This is a genomic window from Paraburkholderia sp. SARCC-3016 (assembly GCF_031119615.1).
In the GTDB taxonomy this organism is placed as follows: Bacteria; Pseudomonadota; Gammaproteobacteria; order Burkholderiales; family Burkholderiaceae; genus Paraburkholderia.
In genome coordinates, this window is sequence record NZ_JAVHZD010000013.1 from 129,402 (window position 1) to 146,353 (window position 16,952).

Below are 16,952 nucleotides of genomic sequence, written 5' to 3' on the forward strand. Positions count from 1 at the left end.
GGAATGCGTGCCTACGGTTTACTCGGTGCACATCGAAATAATTCGGCCCTTTTATAGGCTCATTATCCGACGATATTTATAAAGGACTCGATGAATTTTTACGGCGTATTTCGAAGCATTTTTATCGAAACGGTTTGAGGCAGTCAAAGCACGCCGTTTCTGCGATACAGAAGCCGCGGCACCACGCCGAACGCGACCAGATTGCCTAGCGCAACGAGCACAAGGCCGGTCACTGCCAGCACCGACCATCGGTAACCTTCGAACACTGTCGATACCGCGAGCGCGACGAACGGAAACAGCACCGTGCAGTAGGCGGCGCGTTCCGGGCCGATCCGGCCGACGAGCGTCAGGTACGCGGTAAAGCCGATCACCGAGCCCGGCACAGCGAGATAGACAAGCGCGCCGAGATATCGCGCGTCGGTCTGAGGCGCGAACGACAGGCCAGCGAGCGCGCTGCCGGCGGTCAGCACCGCCGCGCCAATCAACATGCCCCAACTGTTGGTGACGAGCGGATGCAAACCCATCGCCTGCATTTTGGTCGATAGCAGGTTACCAATCGAAAAGCACATCGTGCCTGCGAGTGCAATCGCGAGCCCGAACCATACGGCCTGTTCGCCGAGATGCCCGCCGATCTGCTGCAGCGAGAGGCAGACGATTCCGGCAAAGCCGAGCAACGCGCCAGCGATTGCCGCCGGCTGCAGCGGCCGGCCCAGAAAGATGCGCCCGTTGATTGAATTCAGCAGCGGTGCGGTCGAAAAGACAACGGCGACGAGGCCGCTCGGCACCGTACGTTCGGCGTAATAAAAACAGAGGAAGTTCACGCAAAATAGTGCGAGCCCTTGCGCCACCAGATATCGCCACGCGCCGCGCGGCGGCCGCAGCGGACGCCGCATCGCCGCGACCAGCGCGAACAGCACGGCCGACGCGAGCCAGAAGCGATAGGCAATCGACACCGGCGGCGGCACATCGCCGAGTTGCCATTTGATCGCGATCCACGTGGTGCCCCAGATCAACACGGTCACCACATAAAGCAGCAAATTCATCTAACGCACCTGCAAGGAAGGAAGAGCCCGACTATGCGGTTTTGCACGCCGCAGCGCATGTCTGGAATTGCGCACTTTCTGCATGAACGGACGAGCGTGCCGGCCGCCGGTCTTATACTACGTACGAACATGCGCCGACGAAAATGACCCCCGTCCCTTCTCCCGACGCGGCTGCTGCCGCAGACCCGGTCGATCCGCCGTTCGGCGTCCATTCGATCTGCCATACGCTGGCCGTGTCCGATGCAACGCTCGACCGCTTTGCATGGCTTGGCGACAAGCTCGCGGTCGCCGTCTGGACTCGCGAAACGAGGGAGGCGGAAACAGCCTACGAGCAGCCCGGCCATCACACGCTCTCGTGCTATCTCGACGGCGGCCATCGCACCGAACGGCAAAAGCTGCCGGGCCGCTACGGCGCACCGAGCCGGCTGTGCGCGCTGCCCGGCGACCACGAATCGCGCTGGTGGGTGCGCGGCCATATGCATTTCGTGCATCTGTACTTCCTGCCCGAGCATTTCACGCGGCGCGCGATTCGCGAACTCGATCGCGAGCCGCGCGAACTGACGCTTGCCGACCGTACGTACTTCGAAGATGCGCGCATCGCAAGCTTGTGCCAATCGCTCGTGAACGACCGCTGGGACGATACCGACGGACGTTTGCACGCCAACGAAACGGCGCACGAAATGCTGTCTCTGCTGCTGCGCTCGCAAGGCGTGAGCCGCACGAATGCGCCGCTCAAGGGCGGCCTCGCCGTGGCGACACGCCGGCGCCTGCGCGATTACATCGACTCACACCTCACGCAAGCGCTGACACTGGGCGAACTGGCGAATGTCGCTAACCTGTCCGAATACCATCTTTCGCGAATGTTCCGCATTTCGTTCGGGTTGCCGCCGCACGCGTGGATCGCGCAACAGCGCATCGAACGTGCACGCGGGTTATTGCGTACCACGTCGCTGCCGCTCGCCGACATCGCAATGCGATGCGGGTATGCAAATGCAAGTCACTTCAGCCATCGCTTCCGCGAGGCGCTTGGCGCAGCGCCGACCGTTTATCGATGCGCGTTGCGCAACGAGGAGACACGATGAAAATCCGCGAATTCGGCGTCGAACGCTGGATGGATCTATATGAGAACCGCTGCGAACTGAACCTCGCGGAAACCTGCGTCGAATCGTTGACCGTCGGCGAACTGCTGCGCATCGCGGGCAAGGAAGACGCGCTGCTCGGCGAGATCCTGCCGATGAAGCTGACCTACGGCGCGATCGACGGCAGCGACCGGCTGCGCGCGAACGTCGCATCGCTCTACGACACGCAGCGCGTGCCGAATGTCCTGATCACGCACGGTGCGATCAGTGCGAATGCGCTGGTCTACGAAACGCTCGTCGAGCCCGGAGACCACGTCATCTCGGTGCTGCCCACCTATCAGCAGCACTATTCGATTCCGGAAAGCTACGGTGCGAACGTCGATATCCTGCGGCTACGCGAAGAAAACGGCTTCCTGCCCGACCTCGACGAACTGAAGCGCCTGGTAGCCGCTAAAACGCGCGTGATCGCGATCAACAATCCGAACAACCCGACCGGCTCGCTGATGGACCGCGCGTTTCTCGAACGGCTCGCCGATATCGCGCGCTCATGTGGCGCGTATGTGCTCAACGACGAGGTGTATCGCGGCACCGATCAGCACGGCAACGGCTTTACGGCGTCGATTGCGGACCTCTACGAGCTTGGCATCAGCACCGGCAGCATGTCGAAGACATGGTCGCTCGCGGGGCTGCGCGTCGGCTGGATCGCTGCAGAAACCGACGTGATCGCCGGCGTGCGCACGCATCGCGACTACAACACGATCAGCGTCGGCATGCTTAACGATCTGCTCGCGTCGATCGCGCTCGAGCACCGCCGCGACTTGCTCGAGCGCAATCACGGCATTCTGCGCACGAACCTCGCGCTACTCGACCGGTGGGTAGACGCGGAACCGGCGCTGTCGTATGTGAAACCGAAGTCCGGCACGACCGCGCTCGTGTGCGTCGACGTCGATATGAGTTCCCGCGACTTCTGCGTCGCGCTCGTCGAGAAGACCGGCGTGATGTTCACGCCGGGCAGCGCGCTCGATATCGAAGGTTATGTGCGGATCGGTTATGCGAACAGCACCGATGTGCTGGAGAGGGGACTTGCGAGGGTGTCCGGCTTCATGAAGGACCTTGCGCGCCGTTAGCCGTTAGTGTTGCTCACCCGATCCGGCACGGCGCGCTACGGTCGCGCTTACGTCGTGTGATCTCTGCGGCGCAGCGCTTCGGGCAAGCCGAACATCAGAATCGCCGCGCATGCGAGGCTCATACAGCCGATCACATACAGCGCCGGCGTCGTACTCCCGGTCACGTCGCGAATCCGGCCGACCATCACCGGGCTCACGATACCGCCCAGCTGACCGAGCGTGTTGATCAGCGCCAGACCGCCCGCGGCGCCGGCGCCGGTCACGAGCTTCGGCGGCAAGGCCCAGAACGCCGGAATCGAAGCGACCACACCGCCGCCCATCACCGCAAGCGCAATCACGAGGAACACGGTCTGCTTGTCGAAGATGCCCGCGGCAAAGAAGCCGACCGTCGCCATCAGCAACAGACCCGCAACGAACTTGCGGCGCTCGCCGGTCGCGTCCGATATGCGCCCGACGATCACCATGCACAGCGCACCGCAAATATATGGAATCGCGGTCAACAGCCCGATGATGGTCGGGTTATGCGTACCCGCGCTGCGAATCAGTTGCGGCGCCCAGAAGTTGAGCCCGTACGACGCGACCTGGATCAGGAAATAGATAAGGCCGAGCGTCAGAAAGCCCGGCGTGCGGATCGCTTCGCCGAACGACTGGCTGTGATGCTTCTGCTGCGTTTGACCTTCGATCTGACTCGACAGGTAGAGCTTTTCCTGCGGCGTCAGCCAGTTCGCATCTTCGACACGGTCCTTCAGCACTTTCAGCACGAGCAGGCCCAGCACGATGCAAGGCAGGCCGCCGAGCAGAAACAGCCAGTGCCAGCCGCGAATGCCGAACACGCCGTCCATATAGCCGAGCACGAGGCCCGACAGCGGTGCGCCGAACAGGCCCGAAAACGCGGAGGCGAGAAACAGCAGCGACGTGATACGGCCGCGGAAGCTCGCCGGGAACCATAGCGTCAGATAATAGAGCACGCCGGGCGCAAAGCCCGCTTCCATCGCGCCGATCAGAAAGCGCAGACCGTAGAACTGCCATTCGGTTTGCACGAACACCATGGCCGCCGTCGCGAGACCCCATGAGATCATGATGCGCGCGATCCAGCGCCGCGCGCCGACCTTGAAGAGCAGCATATTGCTGGGCACTTCGAAAATCACGTAACCCACGACGAACAGGCTCGCGCCGAGACCATACGCGGTATTCGAAAAGCCGAGGTCGCTTTGCAGCTGAAATTTCGCGAAACTGATGTTGATCCGGTCGAAGAATGCGAACAGATAGCAGATCATGATGAGCGGCATGAGCCGCCATGCGACCTTGCGGATCAGCTCAGCCGCGTCTTCGATGCTCGTGGCCGGTTTGTCTGTTGCGACTGCGCCTAGATCACTCATTCTGCGTCTCCATGCCGGATTCGGCTGCCTGCCTTCCGGTCGTCGGTGTTGTTCGTGGACTGTGTCCCGTTCAATTCGTCAGGGGTTCGAGCAGTATTGCCGTTCGTGTTTAGCTAAAATTCGCTACTCACATGCAGACGATGCCTTCCGGCACCGGATGCAGGTCCTTGTTGCGGCCGGCCTTGGCCACCTGTCCCGAGGTCTCGTGACCGAGCAGCGCGGGCAACGCGCGCGACAGCGTGATCAGCCTGTCGAGATCGATACCGTGCGGGATGCCGACTTCCTCGCACATGTTCACGAGGTCCTCGGTGCAGATGTTGCCCGACGCGCCCGGCGCGAACGGGCAGCCGCCGAGGCCCCCGAGCGACGCGTCGAAGCGGCGCGCGCCGGCTTCGTATGCGGCCATCACGTTCACGAGGCCGAGGCCGCGCGTGTTATGGAAGTGCAGCGTCAACGCGCTTGCCGGCATGCGCTCGAGCGCGCGTTTGACGATGCGCGCAACCTGGCGCGGATTCGCCATGCCGGTCGTGTCCGCGAGCGTAATGCCCTGAAAACCGAGCGCGAGATACTTGTCGACGATCGACATCACGAGGTCTTCGTCGATCTTGCCTTCGAACGGACAGCCGAACGTCGTGGCGACCGTGCCGTTCAGCGAGACCGGCGCGCCGCGCGTGAATTCGACGATATCCGCGAATCCGGCAAGCGACTGATCGCGCGTCATCCGCATGTTCGCAAGATTGTGTGTCTGGCTCGCCGACATCACGAGATTCAGCTCGTCCGCGCGCGATTCGAGCGCGCGCTCCGCGCCGCGCCGGTTCGGGATCAGCGCGACATAAATCACGTCGGGATTGCGGCGGATCTGATGAAACACGGCCTCGCCGTCGCGCAATGCCGGGATCGCTTTCGGCGACACGAACGAACCTGCTTCGATGCGCGAAAAACCGGCCGTCGACAGCGCGTCGATCAGCGCAACCTTGTCGGGCGTATCGACCCACGTCTTTTCGATTTGCAGGCCGTCGCGCGGAGCGACTTCCTGCACGATCAACCTGTCGCATGCGATATCGAAGTTCATTGCACCGCTCCTTCGTTACGAAGCCGCTCGATGTCGGCGGGCGCATAGCCGAGTGACGCAAGCACGCCGTCCGTGTGTTCGCCGAGCGTCGGACCGCTCCAGCGCACTTCGCCCGGCGTATCGGACAGTTTCGGCACGATACCCGGCATCTTCACCGATGCGCCGCCCGGCAGTTGTGCCTGCAGCAACATCTCGCGAGCCTGATAGTGCGGATCGCTAACAATATCCGCAACCGAGTAGATGCGGCCAGCCGGCACTTCGGCGCGCTCGAGCGCGGCCATCACGTCTTCGGTCGAATGGTGCGACGTCCATGCGGTGATCGCCGCATCGAGCATCGCGCTTTGCGCGGCGCGGCCGTCGTTGCGCGCCAGCGCCGGATCGTCGGCGAGGTCGGGACGGCCGATTACCTGCATGAGCCGCTTGAAGATCGGATCGCTGTTGCCAGCGATCACGACATAAGCATTGTCTTCGGTGCGGTACGTGTTCGACGGCGCGATGCCCGGCAGCGCACCGCCGCTGCGCTCGCGCACATGGCCGAGCAGGTCGTACTCGGGTACGAGGCTTTCCATCAGATTGAACACGCTCTCGACGAGCGATACGTCGACCACCTGACCTTCGCCCTGCCCGGTCTTCACGCGCAGCACCGACATCAGCGCGCCGATCACGCCATGCAGCGACGCGAGCGAATCGCCGAGGCTGATGCCGACGCGCGCCGGCGCGCCGTCGGGCTCGCCGGTCGTATAACGGATACCACCCATCGATTCGCCGATCGCACCGAAACCCGGCCGGTCGCGATACGGGCCGGTTTGTCCGTAACCGGAAATACGGACCATCGTCAGTTTCGGATTGATGGCGTGCAAGGTGTCCCAGCCGAGGCCGAGCTTTTCGAGCGCACCGGGACGGAGGTTTTCAACGAGGATGTCGGCGTCGGCGACGAGCCGCTTGACGATATCGGCACCATCGGCCGATTTCAGATTGACGCAGATGGATTTCTTGTTGCGAGACTGGAGGTACCACCAGAGCGACGTTCCCTCATGGAGCTTGCGCCATTTGCGAAGAGGGTCTCCGCCGTCGGGTGCTTCGATTTTGATCACTTCGGCGCCGAATTCCGCAAGAAGCCGTGCGGCAAACGGCGCGGCGATCAGCGTTCCGATCTCGACGACCCGGATACCTGTAAGAGGGCCACTCATGATGCTGTCTCCTGATGCTTCAAGGCGTTAGGAGACAGCTTAGAAGCCCCACGGACACAGCGTCCAACCTCCATTCACCAATGACCTTTCGCGATACGCGAAAGGTCGTTTTCCCGCCGATGCCGGCGGAAATTCGTTTCGCAGTGCATCAAACCGCGGTTTCCACCGCCCGCAGGTGGTCGAACAGCAGCCGCCCGACCGGCGAAAGCGAGCCGGCATCGCGCACGACGATCACCAGACTGCGTTCGGCCCACTCGTCTTCGAGCTTGACGGCCACGAGGCCGAGCGGCCGCCCCATGATCTGAAATACGTTCGATGGCAGCACGCCCACGCCCATATCGGCCTGCACCATCCGGCAGACCGCGTCGAAGCCCGGCACATGAATGCGCAGCCGCAGCGGTTTGCCGGCCTGGCGCGCGGCCATATGCGTGCGCGCATTGATCGAGCTGGCCGAATGCAGGCCGACGTGGTCGCTATCGAGCGTTTCCGCGAATGCAATCCGCTCTCGACCCGCCAGCGGATGGTCTTCGCGCATCACGACGACGAGAGAATCGTGCCGGTAGTGCGTGGTCTGCAGGCCGCGCGTGTCGGCCTCGCCCGAACAGATGCCGAGGTCGGCCAGACTGTCCGCGACGGCCTCGACGACACCGCCGCTCGGCCGCTCTTCGAGATCGATCTTGATCTGTTCGTTAACCGAAAGGAAGCCGCGCAAGTCTTCCGGAAGGAATTCGACGATCGCCGACAGATTGGCCATCATGCGCACATACCCGCGCACACCGGTTGCGTGACCTGCGAGTTCGATACCGATATTCTCGACGTCGCGCATCACGCGCCGCGCGTGATGCAGCAGCGTTTCACCCGCCGGCGTCAATGTCATGCCGCGCGCGGTTCGCTGAAACAGCGTCGCGCCGACGGCCTGTTCGAGTTCGAGCAGCCGTTTGCTGGCAGCCGAGATCGCGATCGCTTCGCGTTCGGCGGCACGCGTGAGCGTGCCCTCTTCGTAAACGGCGATGAATAGCTGAAGCGTCGTGAGATCGAGTCGTCTCAGCAGGCTTTTTAAAACCATAGGTGGGGTGCGCAAGGGCGGGAAGTGGGAGCCGGTCCGTATTTTGCCGCGATGCCGCGCACAGCGCTGGCGAACGGGCAAAACGCGCGATGAATGGCGTTTTTCCGCACTTCACACCGTATTTGCCGCAGGTTCGCTTCGCATAATCGCGCTACGCTTCGGCTGACACCGAAGCCCGGTCCGGTCGACATTGGCCGCTTCAAATCGCTGCCGGCTGCAATACACGAACCGCCTCGTTCCTTTCCCGCGATGCCTGCATCGTTTCGCCGAAGCTTCAGTCGAACGCGGACAGCGAAACCGGATCGCTAGCCGGAAATGTATCCATCAACGCCTGATCGACGAGCCACTCGTAATGTTCGCTCGCGCTGCGCTCCCTCTGTGCGAGTGTTTCTTCGTCAAATTCGAAAACGGGTTTGATATGCTGTTTCATGATGCGCTCCTCGAAAGCATGAAAGGGGTAACGTCACGTTCAGTATTGGCGCGCGGCACGTCGGCCACAATCGTTATGCACCGTTCAACGCTGCCAGACATACGGCGTCCTCTGCCAATGTGCACAGAGGGCAATCATCCGAGGAGAGCAATGCATGCCGAGCGTCGCGATTGCGATCTTTCCGGGCGTACAGGCCCTCGACGTCGCCGGGCCGGTCGACGTCTTTGCGGAAGCGAACAGGTTTATCGACAGTGCAGAGCACTACCGTGTGACGCTGGTCGCCGCCGATGCGGGCACGATGCGCGCGTCGAACGGTATGTCGCTGACCGCCGACGCGACCTTCGATGCAGAGCGGCGCAGCTTCGATCTTGCGCTCGTCGCCGGTGGCCCGGCGTTGCCCGAAGCCACACCCGATGAACGACTGCTCCAGTGGTTGCGTTTTGCGTCGGCACACTGCGGCCGTTATGGGTCGATCTGCACTGGCGCGTTCGCGCTTGGCCACGCGGGGCTGCTTGACGAACGCAACGTCACGACGCACTGGCAGCATGCGGCGCAGCTCGCCGCGCAGTTTCCGCGCGCGAACGTCGATTTCGACCGTATCTATCTGCGCGACGAACGTCTCGTCACATCGGCAGGCGTCACGGCCGGTATCGATCTCTCGCTCGCCCTCGTTGCCGAAGATCACAGTCCGCAAGTCGCGCTTGCGGTCGCGAAACGGCTGGTCGTGTTCTCGCAGCGCCAGGGCGGACAATCGCAGTTCAGCCCGTATCTGACTGCGCCAGCCGACGAGGCTTCGCCGGTTGCGAAAGTGCAGGCGCATGTCATGGCGCATATCAGCGAAAGCTTCACGGTGAAGCAGCTCGCAGATGTAGCGGGGATGAGCGCCCGTAATTTCGCGCGCGTATTCGTGCAGGAGACCCACGTCACGCCACATGAATTCATTGAACGCGCGCGCATGGACGCCGCGCGCAAACTGCTCGAAAGCACCGGCCTCGCCCTGAAGACAATCGCCTACGATTGCGGGTTCGGCACCGCGGACCGCATGCGCATCGTGTTTACCAAGCGTATTGGCGCAACACCGATGCAGTATCGCGAGCGGTTCAAGCATATGTAGCGCAGCACCCGAAGTGCCTCGCGCATGGCCCGGGCCAAGGCAAATCCTCAATTTCCCGTGAGAAAATAGAACAGCAATTCATAACTGTCTTTCACGGGATCAATACCATGTCCGACGCATTCTCTGCTTCGTCTTCCATTTGTGCGGTCGTCACGGGACACACTCGCGGTTTCGGCGAAGCGCTCGCCGACACCCTGCTCGCGCGCGGCGTTTCGGTGCTCGGGCTATCGCGCAACCGGCATGCAACGCTCGCCTCGCGCGGCGACGCCGCATTCGAGCAAGTCGAACTGGATCTGTCGAGCATCGAGCAGATCGCGCAATGGCTTGGCGGCGGTCAGCTGCAGCGCTTTATCGGCGATGCACGACGCGTATTGCTGTTCAATAACGCCGGGACCGTGCAGCCGATCGGTCCGCTCGAGGTGCAGGATCCTTCCGCCGTTGCGCAATCGGTCGTGCTGAACGTCGCTGCGCCGTTGATGCTGTCTACTGCTTTCGCCACCGCCGGCGCAGGCGCGGCAGACCGGCGCATCGCGCATATCTCGAGCGGGGCGGCGCGGAACGCGTACGCGGGCTGGAGTGTGTATTGCGCAACGAAGGCCGCACTCGATCACCACGCGCGTTCGGTCGCGCTCGATTCGAATCGCGCATTGCGCATCTGCAGCATCGCGCCGGGCACACTCGATACAGACATGCAGGCGGAGCTTCGCGACTCGACTGACGAGCGCTTCCCGATGCGAGGCCGCTTCGTCGAATACAAGCGCACCGGTAAGCTCGCCACGCCGCACGATGCCGCCGTCAAAATGATCGACTTCGTGTTGAGCGATGCATTCGGCACAACCCCTACCGCCGATCTGAGGGAATTGCCGTAGCGCGGCGCCTCATCGGCGTTTCAGTTAGTGCAAAAGGTTCGAATATTTTAATCGGCTACGCAGTAGCCGATTTTTTTATCGCTGACCCTGGACATTTTTTTTATCTTCCATCCGTTGTAGCTTGATCAGACAAACCCATGATTAAACGAGGTTTCTGGCAACTATGTCAGTGCTACTGATTGCACGTTACATAAGTGCAGTCGAAGCGGCACGATCTCGGCACAACTGACCGATCTATGGAACAAGTGCGAGAAAAGCGGTATGAAGTACTGGACGGACTGCGAGGCGTCGCTGCGATCAGCGTCATGCTGATGCACTACTCGGAAAACACCGCGCATCCGTTATTCAAGACTGCGGACATCGCGGTCGATCTGTTTTTCATTCTGAGCGGCTTCGTATTGATGCACTCCTACAGGAAAAAACTCCTGTTTGGCCTGAGCGCCCGTGAGTACATCAAAAAGCGCATCATCCGGCTCTATCCAATGTTCGCCATTTCAATGGCAATCGGCATTCCTGCGCTATTGATAGCCGCGGCAGCCGGACTAGCGGATTATCCGCTGCGCGCGATGATTGTCGCGTCGCTGAACAACCTGCTATTCATGCCCTACCTCGGCGATCACGGAGTCGGAAATTTCGTCGGCGCCACTGCACATTTCCCCGTTGAAAAATTCACCGTCGGAGAGATCTTTCCGGCCAATCCGTCCGCGTGGTCCCTGTTCTTCGAAATGGTCGCGAGCGTCGCGCTGCTCGTACTGGTCCGGCTGCAAAAACGCGACCTGATCAGAATCATCGTCGGGAGCGCATTTCTGTTGCTCGCGACCGGCGCGTTGCTAGGCTGGGAGCACAAGGGCGCGGTGCCCGTGTTCTTCGGCGCAGGCTGGGGAACGCACAACTTTTTCGTCGGCTTCATTCGCGTGGCGTATGGATTCACAATGGGCGTGCTCGTCTACCTGCTGCATGAGAAGCCGTTGCCGCAGCGCTTCGGTGGCGTGCTGTCGGGCATCATCCGTCACGACATCGCGCTGTACGCGCTATTGGCGGTGATCGTTGCCTGTCCGTTCGGCGTCAAGGGCCTCTTCCCGATGGCAGTGATTTTCGCTGTCGCACCGCTGATGGTCTATCGCGGCGCGAGTATCGCGCCGAGCGGGCGCATCGGTGCGCAGCTTGCGCACTTCCTCGGCTGGTTGTCGTATCCGGTCTACTGCCTGCATTTCCCGATCGGGCGGCTCGTCTTTATCTACTTCCCTCACAGCGAGCAGCATCCGGTAGAGACGATCGCCGTATCGGTCGCGCTGACCATCGCGGTCTCGGTGGTCGCAACCAGGCTGATCGAAGAGCCCGTGCGCGCGTATCTGACGAGGAAGTTCGCGTCGAGAAAGCGCGAGAGCCTGAAAAAGGCAGGCTCTGTTGTTTGACGGCAATGCCCAGCGATCACTGACGGTGATCCGCAGCGATCCGCAGCGACTACACCGCACTTCCCGAAAACCCTCACCTTTTCAGGCGCTCGCGGCCGTCGCTTCGCATCGACCGAGGAAAATCTCCCTTAAAACGCGGCACTTTCTTTGCGCCCAAACAAAAAGCGAGCGCCCAAGGCACTCGCTCCCGAAAAACCTCACCTTGATCCGCCGCACACCCAACATCGGTGCGGCAGCTGCAAGGCCAATGTGCGACGCGAGTCAAACCTTCCGGCGGCTGCGGCGGAACTGGTCGAACAGCACGGCGAGCAGCAGAATGCCGCCGCGAATCAGATACTGATAGAACGTCGGCACGTTCAGGAGACTCATCGCGTCCTGCACCGAGCCCATGATCAGCACGCCGACGAGCACGCCCGAGATCGTCGCGACACCACCCGTCAGCGAAACGCCGCCGAGCACGCACGCCGAAATCACGCCGAGTTCGAGGCCCACCGACGTCTTCGGGTCGCCAAGGCTCATCCGCGATGCGAGCATCACGCCGGCAAAACCGGTGACGAGCCCCTGCAGCACGAACACGGTGATCTTGATGCGCGTCACCGGCAAACCGGCGAGCAGCGCCGCTTCGCCATTGCCGCCGACCGCGAGCACGTTCTTGCCGAACACGGTCTTGCGCAGCAGGAAGCCGAACAGCACGAAACCGACGATATTGCTCCAGATCGGATACGAAATGCCGAGGAACGAACCGCCGCCGAAATCGAAGAAGCGCTCTTCGGAGATCATGACCGCATCGCCGTTCGACGTGATGTACGCGAGACCGCGCACGACTTCCATCATCGCGAGTGTGACGATCAGCGAGTTGATCTTGTAGCGCGCAACCAGCACACCGTTCACGAGCCCGACCGCGCCGCCCGCAAGCACGCCGCCGGCGACACCGAGCAGCACGCTATGCGTAGCCGTAATCAACGTCGACGCGACCACACCCGAAAACGCGACGATCGACGCGACCGATAGATCCACCTCGCCGAGCGCGAGGACGAACATCATCGTTACCGAGATCGAGCCGATCAGCGTGACCGACAGCAACAGGCCCTGCATGTTGCGGCTCGTCAGGAAGTCGGGCACGGTCAGCGAGAGCACGGCGAACAGGATGATGAACACCATCACGATGCCGGACTTGTTGATCAGATCCCACGTGCGCGCGGCGTGCGACGGCGCGCCGGGCTGCGCGGCACGGGTAGCTTGGGTGGTCGGAGTTTGCATGGTCATCTTCATCCAGTGGCGCGCTAGCCCGCACGCCGTTGCTTTCGGCGGCTCAATGCGGCAGAGCCAGTTTGATCAATTGGTCAGGGGTGGCCTGCGCCTTCGGCAGATCGCCGACAACGCGCCCTTCTTTCATTACCAGCACGCGATCGGCAATGCCGATCACTTCGGCGAGATCGCTCGACACGACGACGACCGTGCGTCCCGCTTCGGCGAGCTCGTACAGCAGTTCGTAGATTTCGGAGCGCGCGCCGACGTCGATGCCGCGTGTCGGCTCGTCGAGCAGGAAGATGTCGATGCGCTCGGCAAGCCAGCGCGACAGAATCACCTTCTGCTGATTGCCGCCCGACAACGTACCGATCGCCGTCTCGGTGTTGCGTGTCTTGATCGACAGCTTGTCGATATATTCGCGCGCGAGGTCGCGTTCGCGCTTTCCGTTCAACAGAAAGCGCGCCGCGCTGAAATGTCGCCGCGCGCTGATGTTCAGATTGTCGGCCACCGACGCGATCGCGACGATGCCTTCCTGCTTGCGGTCTTCGGGGCACAGCGCAATGCCGGCGCGCACCGCGTCGCGCGGCGTCGAGAACGCCACGCGCTGGCCGTTCAGTTCGATATGGCCCCCGGTCGGCGTAACGGCGCCGTAGATCAGCTTCATGAGCTCGGAGCGACCCGCGCCCACGAGTCCGAAGAAGCCGACGATCTCGCCCTTCCTCGCGGCAAACGACACCGGTTCCGACAGCCCCGGCCCTAGCAGCCCCTTCACTTCGAGCTGTACCGCGCCGGTCTCGCGGGCACGGTACCCGTAGACGTCCCGAATCGACCGGCCGACCATGCAACTGATCAGCCGGTCGCGGTCGAGGTCTGCAACCGAGTCGAACGTTTCGATGCGACGCCCGTCACGGAACACCGTGACGCGGTCGCACAGTTCGTAGACTTCATCCATCCGGTGCGTGACGTAGATCACCGCGCGACCTTGCGCACGCAACGCATTGATGATCCGAAAAAGATTCTCCGTTTCTCTGGCGGACAGCGAACTCGTCGGCTCGTCGAACGCAATGACGCGCGCGTCGCGCATCAGCGCCTTGCCGATCTCGATCATCTGCCGCTGCCCGATCGACAGGCGCTTGACCTGCGTGTTCGGATCGATCGATTCGCCGAGACGCTCGAGCTCGTCGACGGCGCGCTTGACCAGCGCCTTTTCGTCGAGCACGCCGAACCGGTTCGGCAATTGCCCGAGCATCAGGTTTTCGGCAACCGTCAGCTCAGGAACGAGATGCAACTCCTGGTAGATGATTGCGATGCCGGCCTCGATCGCCGCTTTCGTCGTCGTGAACTTGTGCTCGATGCCCGCGAGGCGCAGCGCACCCGACGCGGGCTGATTCACGCCCGACAGCACCTTCAGCAGCGTCGATTTGCCCGCGCCGTTCTCGCCCATCAGGCCGTGCACCTCGCCGCTGCGCACCTGGAACGACACGTTGTCGAGCGCAAGCACGCCCGGGAAACTCACGGAGATTCCGTCGAGCTCCAGATACGTGCCGCCTTCGGCGCGCGGCCGCTCTTGCTGCGCAGCGGCGCTTGTTTCCGCATTGACCGTCATCGTTGATGTTTCCGTTATGCATCCCGCAAACCTGCAACTGCGCGCTACATCAGGCCGAGCCGTGCGCAAAGGCCTCCCGGTGGTCCGGGTGGCCCGGCCTGCCGAAACCCGCCCTGCCTTAAATCCCGAGTTCCGTGCGCACGTCCTTCCAGTTCTCGCGCGTCATCAGCTTGCCGGTGGTCTGCGTATCAGCCGGCGGTTGCTTGCCCGTCTTGATCCAGTCGACGAGGTTCTGCGCGCTCTGCTTGCCGTGATTTGTCGAGCTCACTGCGATCGTGCCGTAGAAGCCCGTCGGTTCCTTCTTCTGGAACTCGGCGAACGCTTCGCCCGCACCGTTGATGCCGACGCCGATCACGTCCGAGCCCGGGATATGCACCTGCTCGGTCGCGCGCACGCCGCCGAGCACCGTCTCTTCGTTCAGCGCGAAGATCACCCACTTCTTGATGTTCGGGTGCTTCGACAGAACCGGCGATGCCGCGTTGAAGCCGCCTTCGTCGTCGGTCGTCTTCTGCGGCGCGTCGAAGATGTTGTCCTTCTTGAAGCCGTTGGCGAGCAGCGTTTCGGTCGCGCCGTCGGTGCGCAGCTTTGCGGTCGGCAGTTCGTAGTCGGTGATGCGGATCGCGCCGACTTCTTCCGGCTTCCAGCCGCGCTTCTTCATTTCGTCGCTGATCGCCTGGCCAACCTGATTGCCGATCTTGAACGCCGACATGCCGAGGTGCGGCACGCCCGCGAGCGGCTTGCCGGTCGAATCGACGAGCTGGTCGTCGACGGTCACGAACTTCATGTTGTAGCGCTTTGCGCGCGCCTGAATCGCCGGTCCGAGACGCACGTCCGGCGGGCAGATCACGAAGCCCTGCGCGCCTTGCGCGCCGAGATTGTCGATCGCGGCGAGCACTTTCTCGCCGTCAGGCGTGCCGATGTTCACCACCGAGAAACCTTCCTTCTGGCCAAGCGCGGTCGCTGCCTTTTCCTCGTTGATGAACCACGCCTGCTCCGGCATCTTCACGAGCACGCCGATTTTCAGCGGTGCGTCGGCGTGCGCGGACAGAGGCAGTGCGAACGGCGCCGCGCACAGGGCGGCCACGAGCGCGGACAGCGTCAGGCGGCGAATCGGGTTGGTCATGCGTGTCTCCTTTTGAGTCGTTGAACCGTAGGTGCGGTTGAATACGTTGATTGCCTTGGTTGCTCTGGTTGCTCTGGTTGCATTTGTTACTTCAAGTGCGCTTCCTGTTGCTTCGGATACGCTGGTTACTTCAATTGCGGCTTGTTTTGCGCACGTCGATGCCCTCGGTGCACGCGGCGCCGCTTTTCTCTCGTTACCCGGATTTTTCCCGTTCAGTCCTCGAAAGGCTCGACTGCATGGTGGCTGCCGAGCAGGAACGCATCAGCCACCAGGCGCAGCGGACGCACGTCGACGTCCTGCTCGCCGTGATCGATCAACCACTGAAAACGCTCGTACAGTGCCGGATATTCGCGTTCCGCCCCGAGATCGACGGGCTTGCCCGCGACCGACAGACGCTTGCCGCCTTCCGTGAGGAACAGCGTGCCGTCGGTCGTTGCGACTTCGATTTCCCATTGCTCGACCGGGCCATAGCGCCAGTCGAACGACGCATGCACAGGCACGCCCGCTTCGTCGACGAAATCGAGTTCGGCAGCGATCGGCGCCTGACGGTTTGACGGCACATGAAGCTCCGCAGACTTCAGGATCACTTCGCGCGGCAGCATGCGCGTGACGATCGACAGCGCGTTGATGCCCGGATCGAACACGCCGAGACCGCCCGGCGTCCAGATCCACTCCTGGCCCGGATGCCAGCGTCGCACGTCTTCTTTCCAGCGCACATGAACCGATTGAATCGCGCGCTGCGCAAGCCAATCACGCGCCACTTCGACGGCCGGCGAATAGCGCGAATGCCAGGTCGCGAACAGCGTGCGGCCCGCCGCGCGCGCCATCTCGCGCAGCACTTCGACTTCGTGCACGCTCGCGCCGGGCGGCTTTTCGAGCATCACATGCTTGCCGGCCGCGAGCGCGGCGCGCGCCTGATCGAAGCGCACGTGCGGCGTCGCGCACAGCGAAATCGCATCGAGGTCGGGCTCGCCCTGCAGCAGCGCGTCGATGGTCGGATAGTTGCGCACGCCTTCGACTGTCGCATTGCGGCTCGCGCACGCGACGAGTTCGAAGCGCTCGAGCCCCGCAATGGCGGGCAGATGCTGGTCACGCGCGATCTTGCCGACGCCGACGATACCGATCGAAAGTTTTCTGTTCATACTGCCGCTTTATTGCTGCTGTTTTAACGGTTACGTGCTGATTGAC

Annotated in this window: 15 protein-coding genes; 5 read left to right on the forward strand and 10 right to left on the reverse strand. The window is 62.3% G+C overall.

The annotated features are described in order from the left end of the window. Positions 1-143: 143 nt before the first annotated feature. Positions 144-1,043 carry an EamA family transporter gene (locus tag QYH69_RS15040; RefSeq protein WP_308832660.1) on the reverse strand — a complete coding sequence of 300 codons (900 nt, stop codon included), beginning with the start codon at positions 1,041-1,043 and terminating at the stop codon, positions 144-146. Positions 1,044-1,186: 143 nt separating this feature from the next. Here QYH69_RS15040 and QYH69_RS15045 point away from each other — a divergent pair, with 143 nt between their 5' ends. After that, a complete protein-coding gene (locus QYH69_RS15045) occupies positions 1,187-2,125 on the forward strand; it encodes an AraC family transcriptional regulator (protein WP_308832661.1) in 939 nt (312 codons plus the stop codon). Then, the gene (locus tag QYH69_RS15050; RefSeq protein ID WP_308832662.1) at positions 2,122-3,249 is read left to right on the forward strand and encodes an aminotransferase; all 1,128 of its coding nucleotides are present in this window, start codon (positions 2,122-2,124) and stop codon (positions 3,247-3,249) included. The genes QYH69_RS15045 and QYH69_RS15050 overlap by 4 nt, the downstream gene beginning before the upstream one ends. A gap of 47 nt (positions 3,250-3,296) precedes the next feature. Here the strand turns inward: QYH69_RS15050 and QYH69_RS15055 are convergent, their stop codons facing one another. From QYH69_RS15055 to QYH69_RS15075, 5 genes are all read right to left on the reverse strand, one after another. Further along, positions 3,297-4,628: an MFS transporter gene (locus tag QYH69_RS15055; protein WP_308832663.1), complete on the reverse strand. Its 1,332-nt coding sequence runs from the start codon at positions 4,626-4,628 to the stop codon at positions 3,297-3,299. A gap of 127 nt (positions 4,629-4,755) precedes the next feature. Further along, positions 4,756-5,700, reverse strand: coding sequence for a hydroxymethylglutaryl-CoA lyase (locus tag QYH69_RS15060; protein ID WP_308832664.1), 945 nt, complete (start codon positions 5,698-5,700; stop codon positions 4,756-4,758). Continuing rightward, complete coding sequence (locus tag QYH69_RS15065; protein WP_308832665.1) at positions 5,697-6,890, reverse strand: CaiB/BaiF CoA-transferase family protein; 1,194 nt, start codon at positions 6,888-6,890, stop codon at positions 5,697-5,699. The genes QYH69_RS15060 and QYH69_RS15065 overlap by 4 nt, the downstream gene beginning before the upstream one ends. A gap of 148 nt (positions 6,891-7,038) precedes the next feature. Continuing rightward, positions 7,039-7,956: a LysR family transcriptional regulator gene (locus QYH69_RS15070; RefSeq protein WP_308832666.1), complete on the reverse strand. Its 918-nt coding sequence runs from the start codon at positions 7,954-7,956 to the stop codon at positions 7,039-7,041. 274 nt (positions 7,957-8,230) lie between these two features. Beyond that, entirely contained in the window at positions 8,231-8,386 is a 156-nt protein-coding gene (locus tag QYH69_RS15075; protein WP_308832667.1) for a hypothetical protein, read from the reverse strand. A 154-nt stretch (positions 8,387-8,540) separates the two neighbouring features. Between QYH69_RS15075 and QYH69_RS15080 the strand changes: the two genes are divergently transcribed. The 3 genes from QYH69_RS15080 (at position 8,541) to QYH69_RS15090 (ending at position 11,784) form a co-directional block, all read left to right on the forward strand. Next, positions 8,541-9,500, forward strand: a complete 960-nt coding sequence (locus QYH69_RS15080; RefSeq protein ID WP_308832668.1) for a GlxA family transcriptional regulator — start codon at positions 8,541-8,543, stop codon at positions 9,498-9,500. Positions 9,501-9,607: 107 nt separating this feature from the next. Continuing rightward, positions 9,608-10,369: an SDR family oxidoreductase gene (locus QYH69_RS15085; RefSeq protein WP_308832669.1), complete on the forward strand. Its 762-nt coding sequence runs from the start codon at positions 9,608-9,610 to the stop codon at positions 10,367-10,369. 236 nt (positions 10,370-10,605) lie between these two features. Beyond that, the gene (locus QYH69_RS15090; RefSeq protein ID WP_308832670.1) at positions 10,606-11,784 is read left to right on the forward strand and encodes an acyltransferase; all 1,179 of its coding nucleotides are present in this window, start codon (positions 10,606-10,608) and stop codon (positions 11,782-11,784) included. A gap of 261 nt (positions 11,785-12,045) precedes the next feature. Here the strand turns inward: QYH69_RS15090 and araH are convergent, their stop codons facing one another. From araH to QYH69_RS15110, 4 genes are all read right to left on the reverse strand, one after another. Beyond that, positions 12,046-13,044: an L-arabinose ABC transporter permease AraH gene (gene araH, locus QYH69_RS15095; protein ID WP_308832671.1), complete on the reverse strand. Its 999-nt coding sequence runs from the start codon at positions 13,042-13,044 to the stop codon at positions 12,046-12,048. A 52-nt stretch (positions 13,045-13,096) separates the two neighbouring features. Continuing rightward, on the reverse strand, positions 13,097-14,641 hold the full coding sequence (gene araG / locus QYH69_RS15100; RefSeq protein ID WP_308832672.1) for an L-arabinose ABC transporter ATP-binding protein AraG: 1,545 nt from the start codon (positions 14,639-14,641) through the stop codon (positions 13,097-13,099). A 118-nt stretch (positions 14,642-14,759) separates the two neighbouring features. Beyond that, positions 14,760-15,764: an arabinose ABC transporter substrate-binding protein gene (locus QYH69_RS15105; RefSeq protein ID WP_308832673.1), complete on the reverse strand. Its 1,005-nt coding sequence runs from the start codon at positions 15,762-15,764 to the stop codon at positions 14,760-14,762. Positions 15,765-15,976: 212 nt separating this feature from the next. After that, positions 15,977-16,906, reverse strand: a complete 930-nt coding sequence (locus QYH69_RS15110) for a Gfo/Idh/MocA family oxidoreductase (RefSeq protein ID WP_308832674.1) — start codon at positions 16,904-16,906, stop codon at positions 15,977-15,979. Positions 16,907-16,952 lie beyond the last annotated feature (46 nt).

Coding starts and splice junctions, on each gene's coding strand:
- QYH69_RS15085 (WP_308832669.1), top strand. CDS start 9,608: ATGTCCGACGCATTCTCTGCTTCGTCTTCCATTTGTGCGGTCGTCACG.
- QYH69_RS15060 (WP_308832664.1), bottom strand. CDS start 5,700: ATGAACTTCGATATCGCATGCGACAGGTTGATCGTGCAGGAAGTCGCT.
- araH (WP_308832671.1), bottom strand. CDS start 13,044: ATGCAAACTCCGACCACCCAAGCTACCCGTGCCGCGCAGCCCGGCGCG.
- QYH69_RS15105 (WP_308832673.1), bottom strand. CDS start 15,764: ATGACCAACCCGATTCGCCGCCTGACGCTGTCCGCGCTCGTGGCCGCC.
- QYH69_RS15110 (WP_308832674.1), bottom strand. CDS start 16,906: ATGAACAGAAAACTTTCGATCGGTATCGTCGGCGTCGGCAAGATCGCG.
- araG (WP_308832672.1), bottom strand. CDS start 14,641: ATGACGGTCAATGCGGAAACAAGCGCCGCTGCGCAGCAAGAGCGGCCG.
- QYH69_RS15090 (WP_308832670.1), top strand. CDS start 10,606: ATGGAACAAGTGCGAGAAAAGCGGTATGAAGTACTGGACGGACTGCGA.
- QYH69_RS15045 (WP_308832661.1), top strand. CDS start 1,187: ATGACCCCCGTCCCTTCTCCCGACGCGGCTGCTGCCGCAGACCCGGTC.
- QYH69_RS15065 (WP_308832665.1), bottom strand. CDS start 6,890: ATGAGTGGCCCTCTTACAGGTATCCGGGTCGTCGAGATCGGAACGCTG.
- QYH69_RS15040 (WP_308832660.1), bottom strand. CDS start 1,043: ATGAATTTGCTGCTTTATGTGGTGACCGTGTTGATCTGGGGCACCACG.
- QYH69_RS15050 (WP_308832662.1), top strand. CDS start 2,122: ATGAAAATCCGCGAATTCGGCGTCGAACGCTGGATGGATCTATATGAG.
- QYH69_RS15070 (WP_308832666.1), bottom strand. CDS start 7,956: ATGGTTTTAAAAAGCCTGCTGAGACGACTCGATCTCACGACGCTTCAG.
- QYH69_RS15080 (WP_308832668.1), top strand. CDS start 8,541: ATGCCGAGCGTCGCGATTGCGATCTTTCCGGGCGTACAGGCCCTCGAC.
- QYH69_RS15055 (WP_308832663.1), bottom strand. CDS start 4,628: ATGAGTGATCTAGGCGCAGTCGCAACAGACAAACCGGCCACGAGCATC.
- QYH69_RS15075 (WP_308832667.1), bottom strand. CDS start 8,386: ATGAAACAGCATATCAAACCCGTTTTCGAATTTGACGAAGAAACACTC.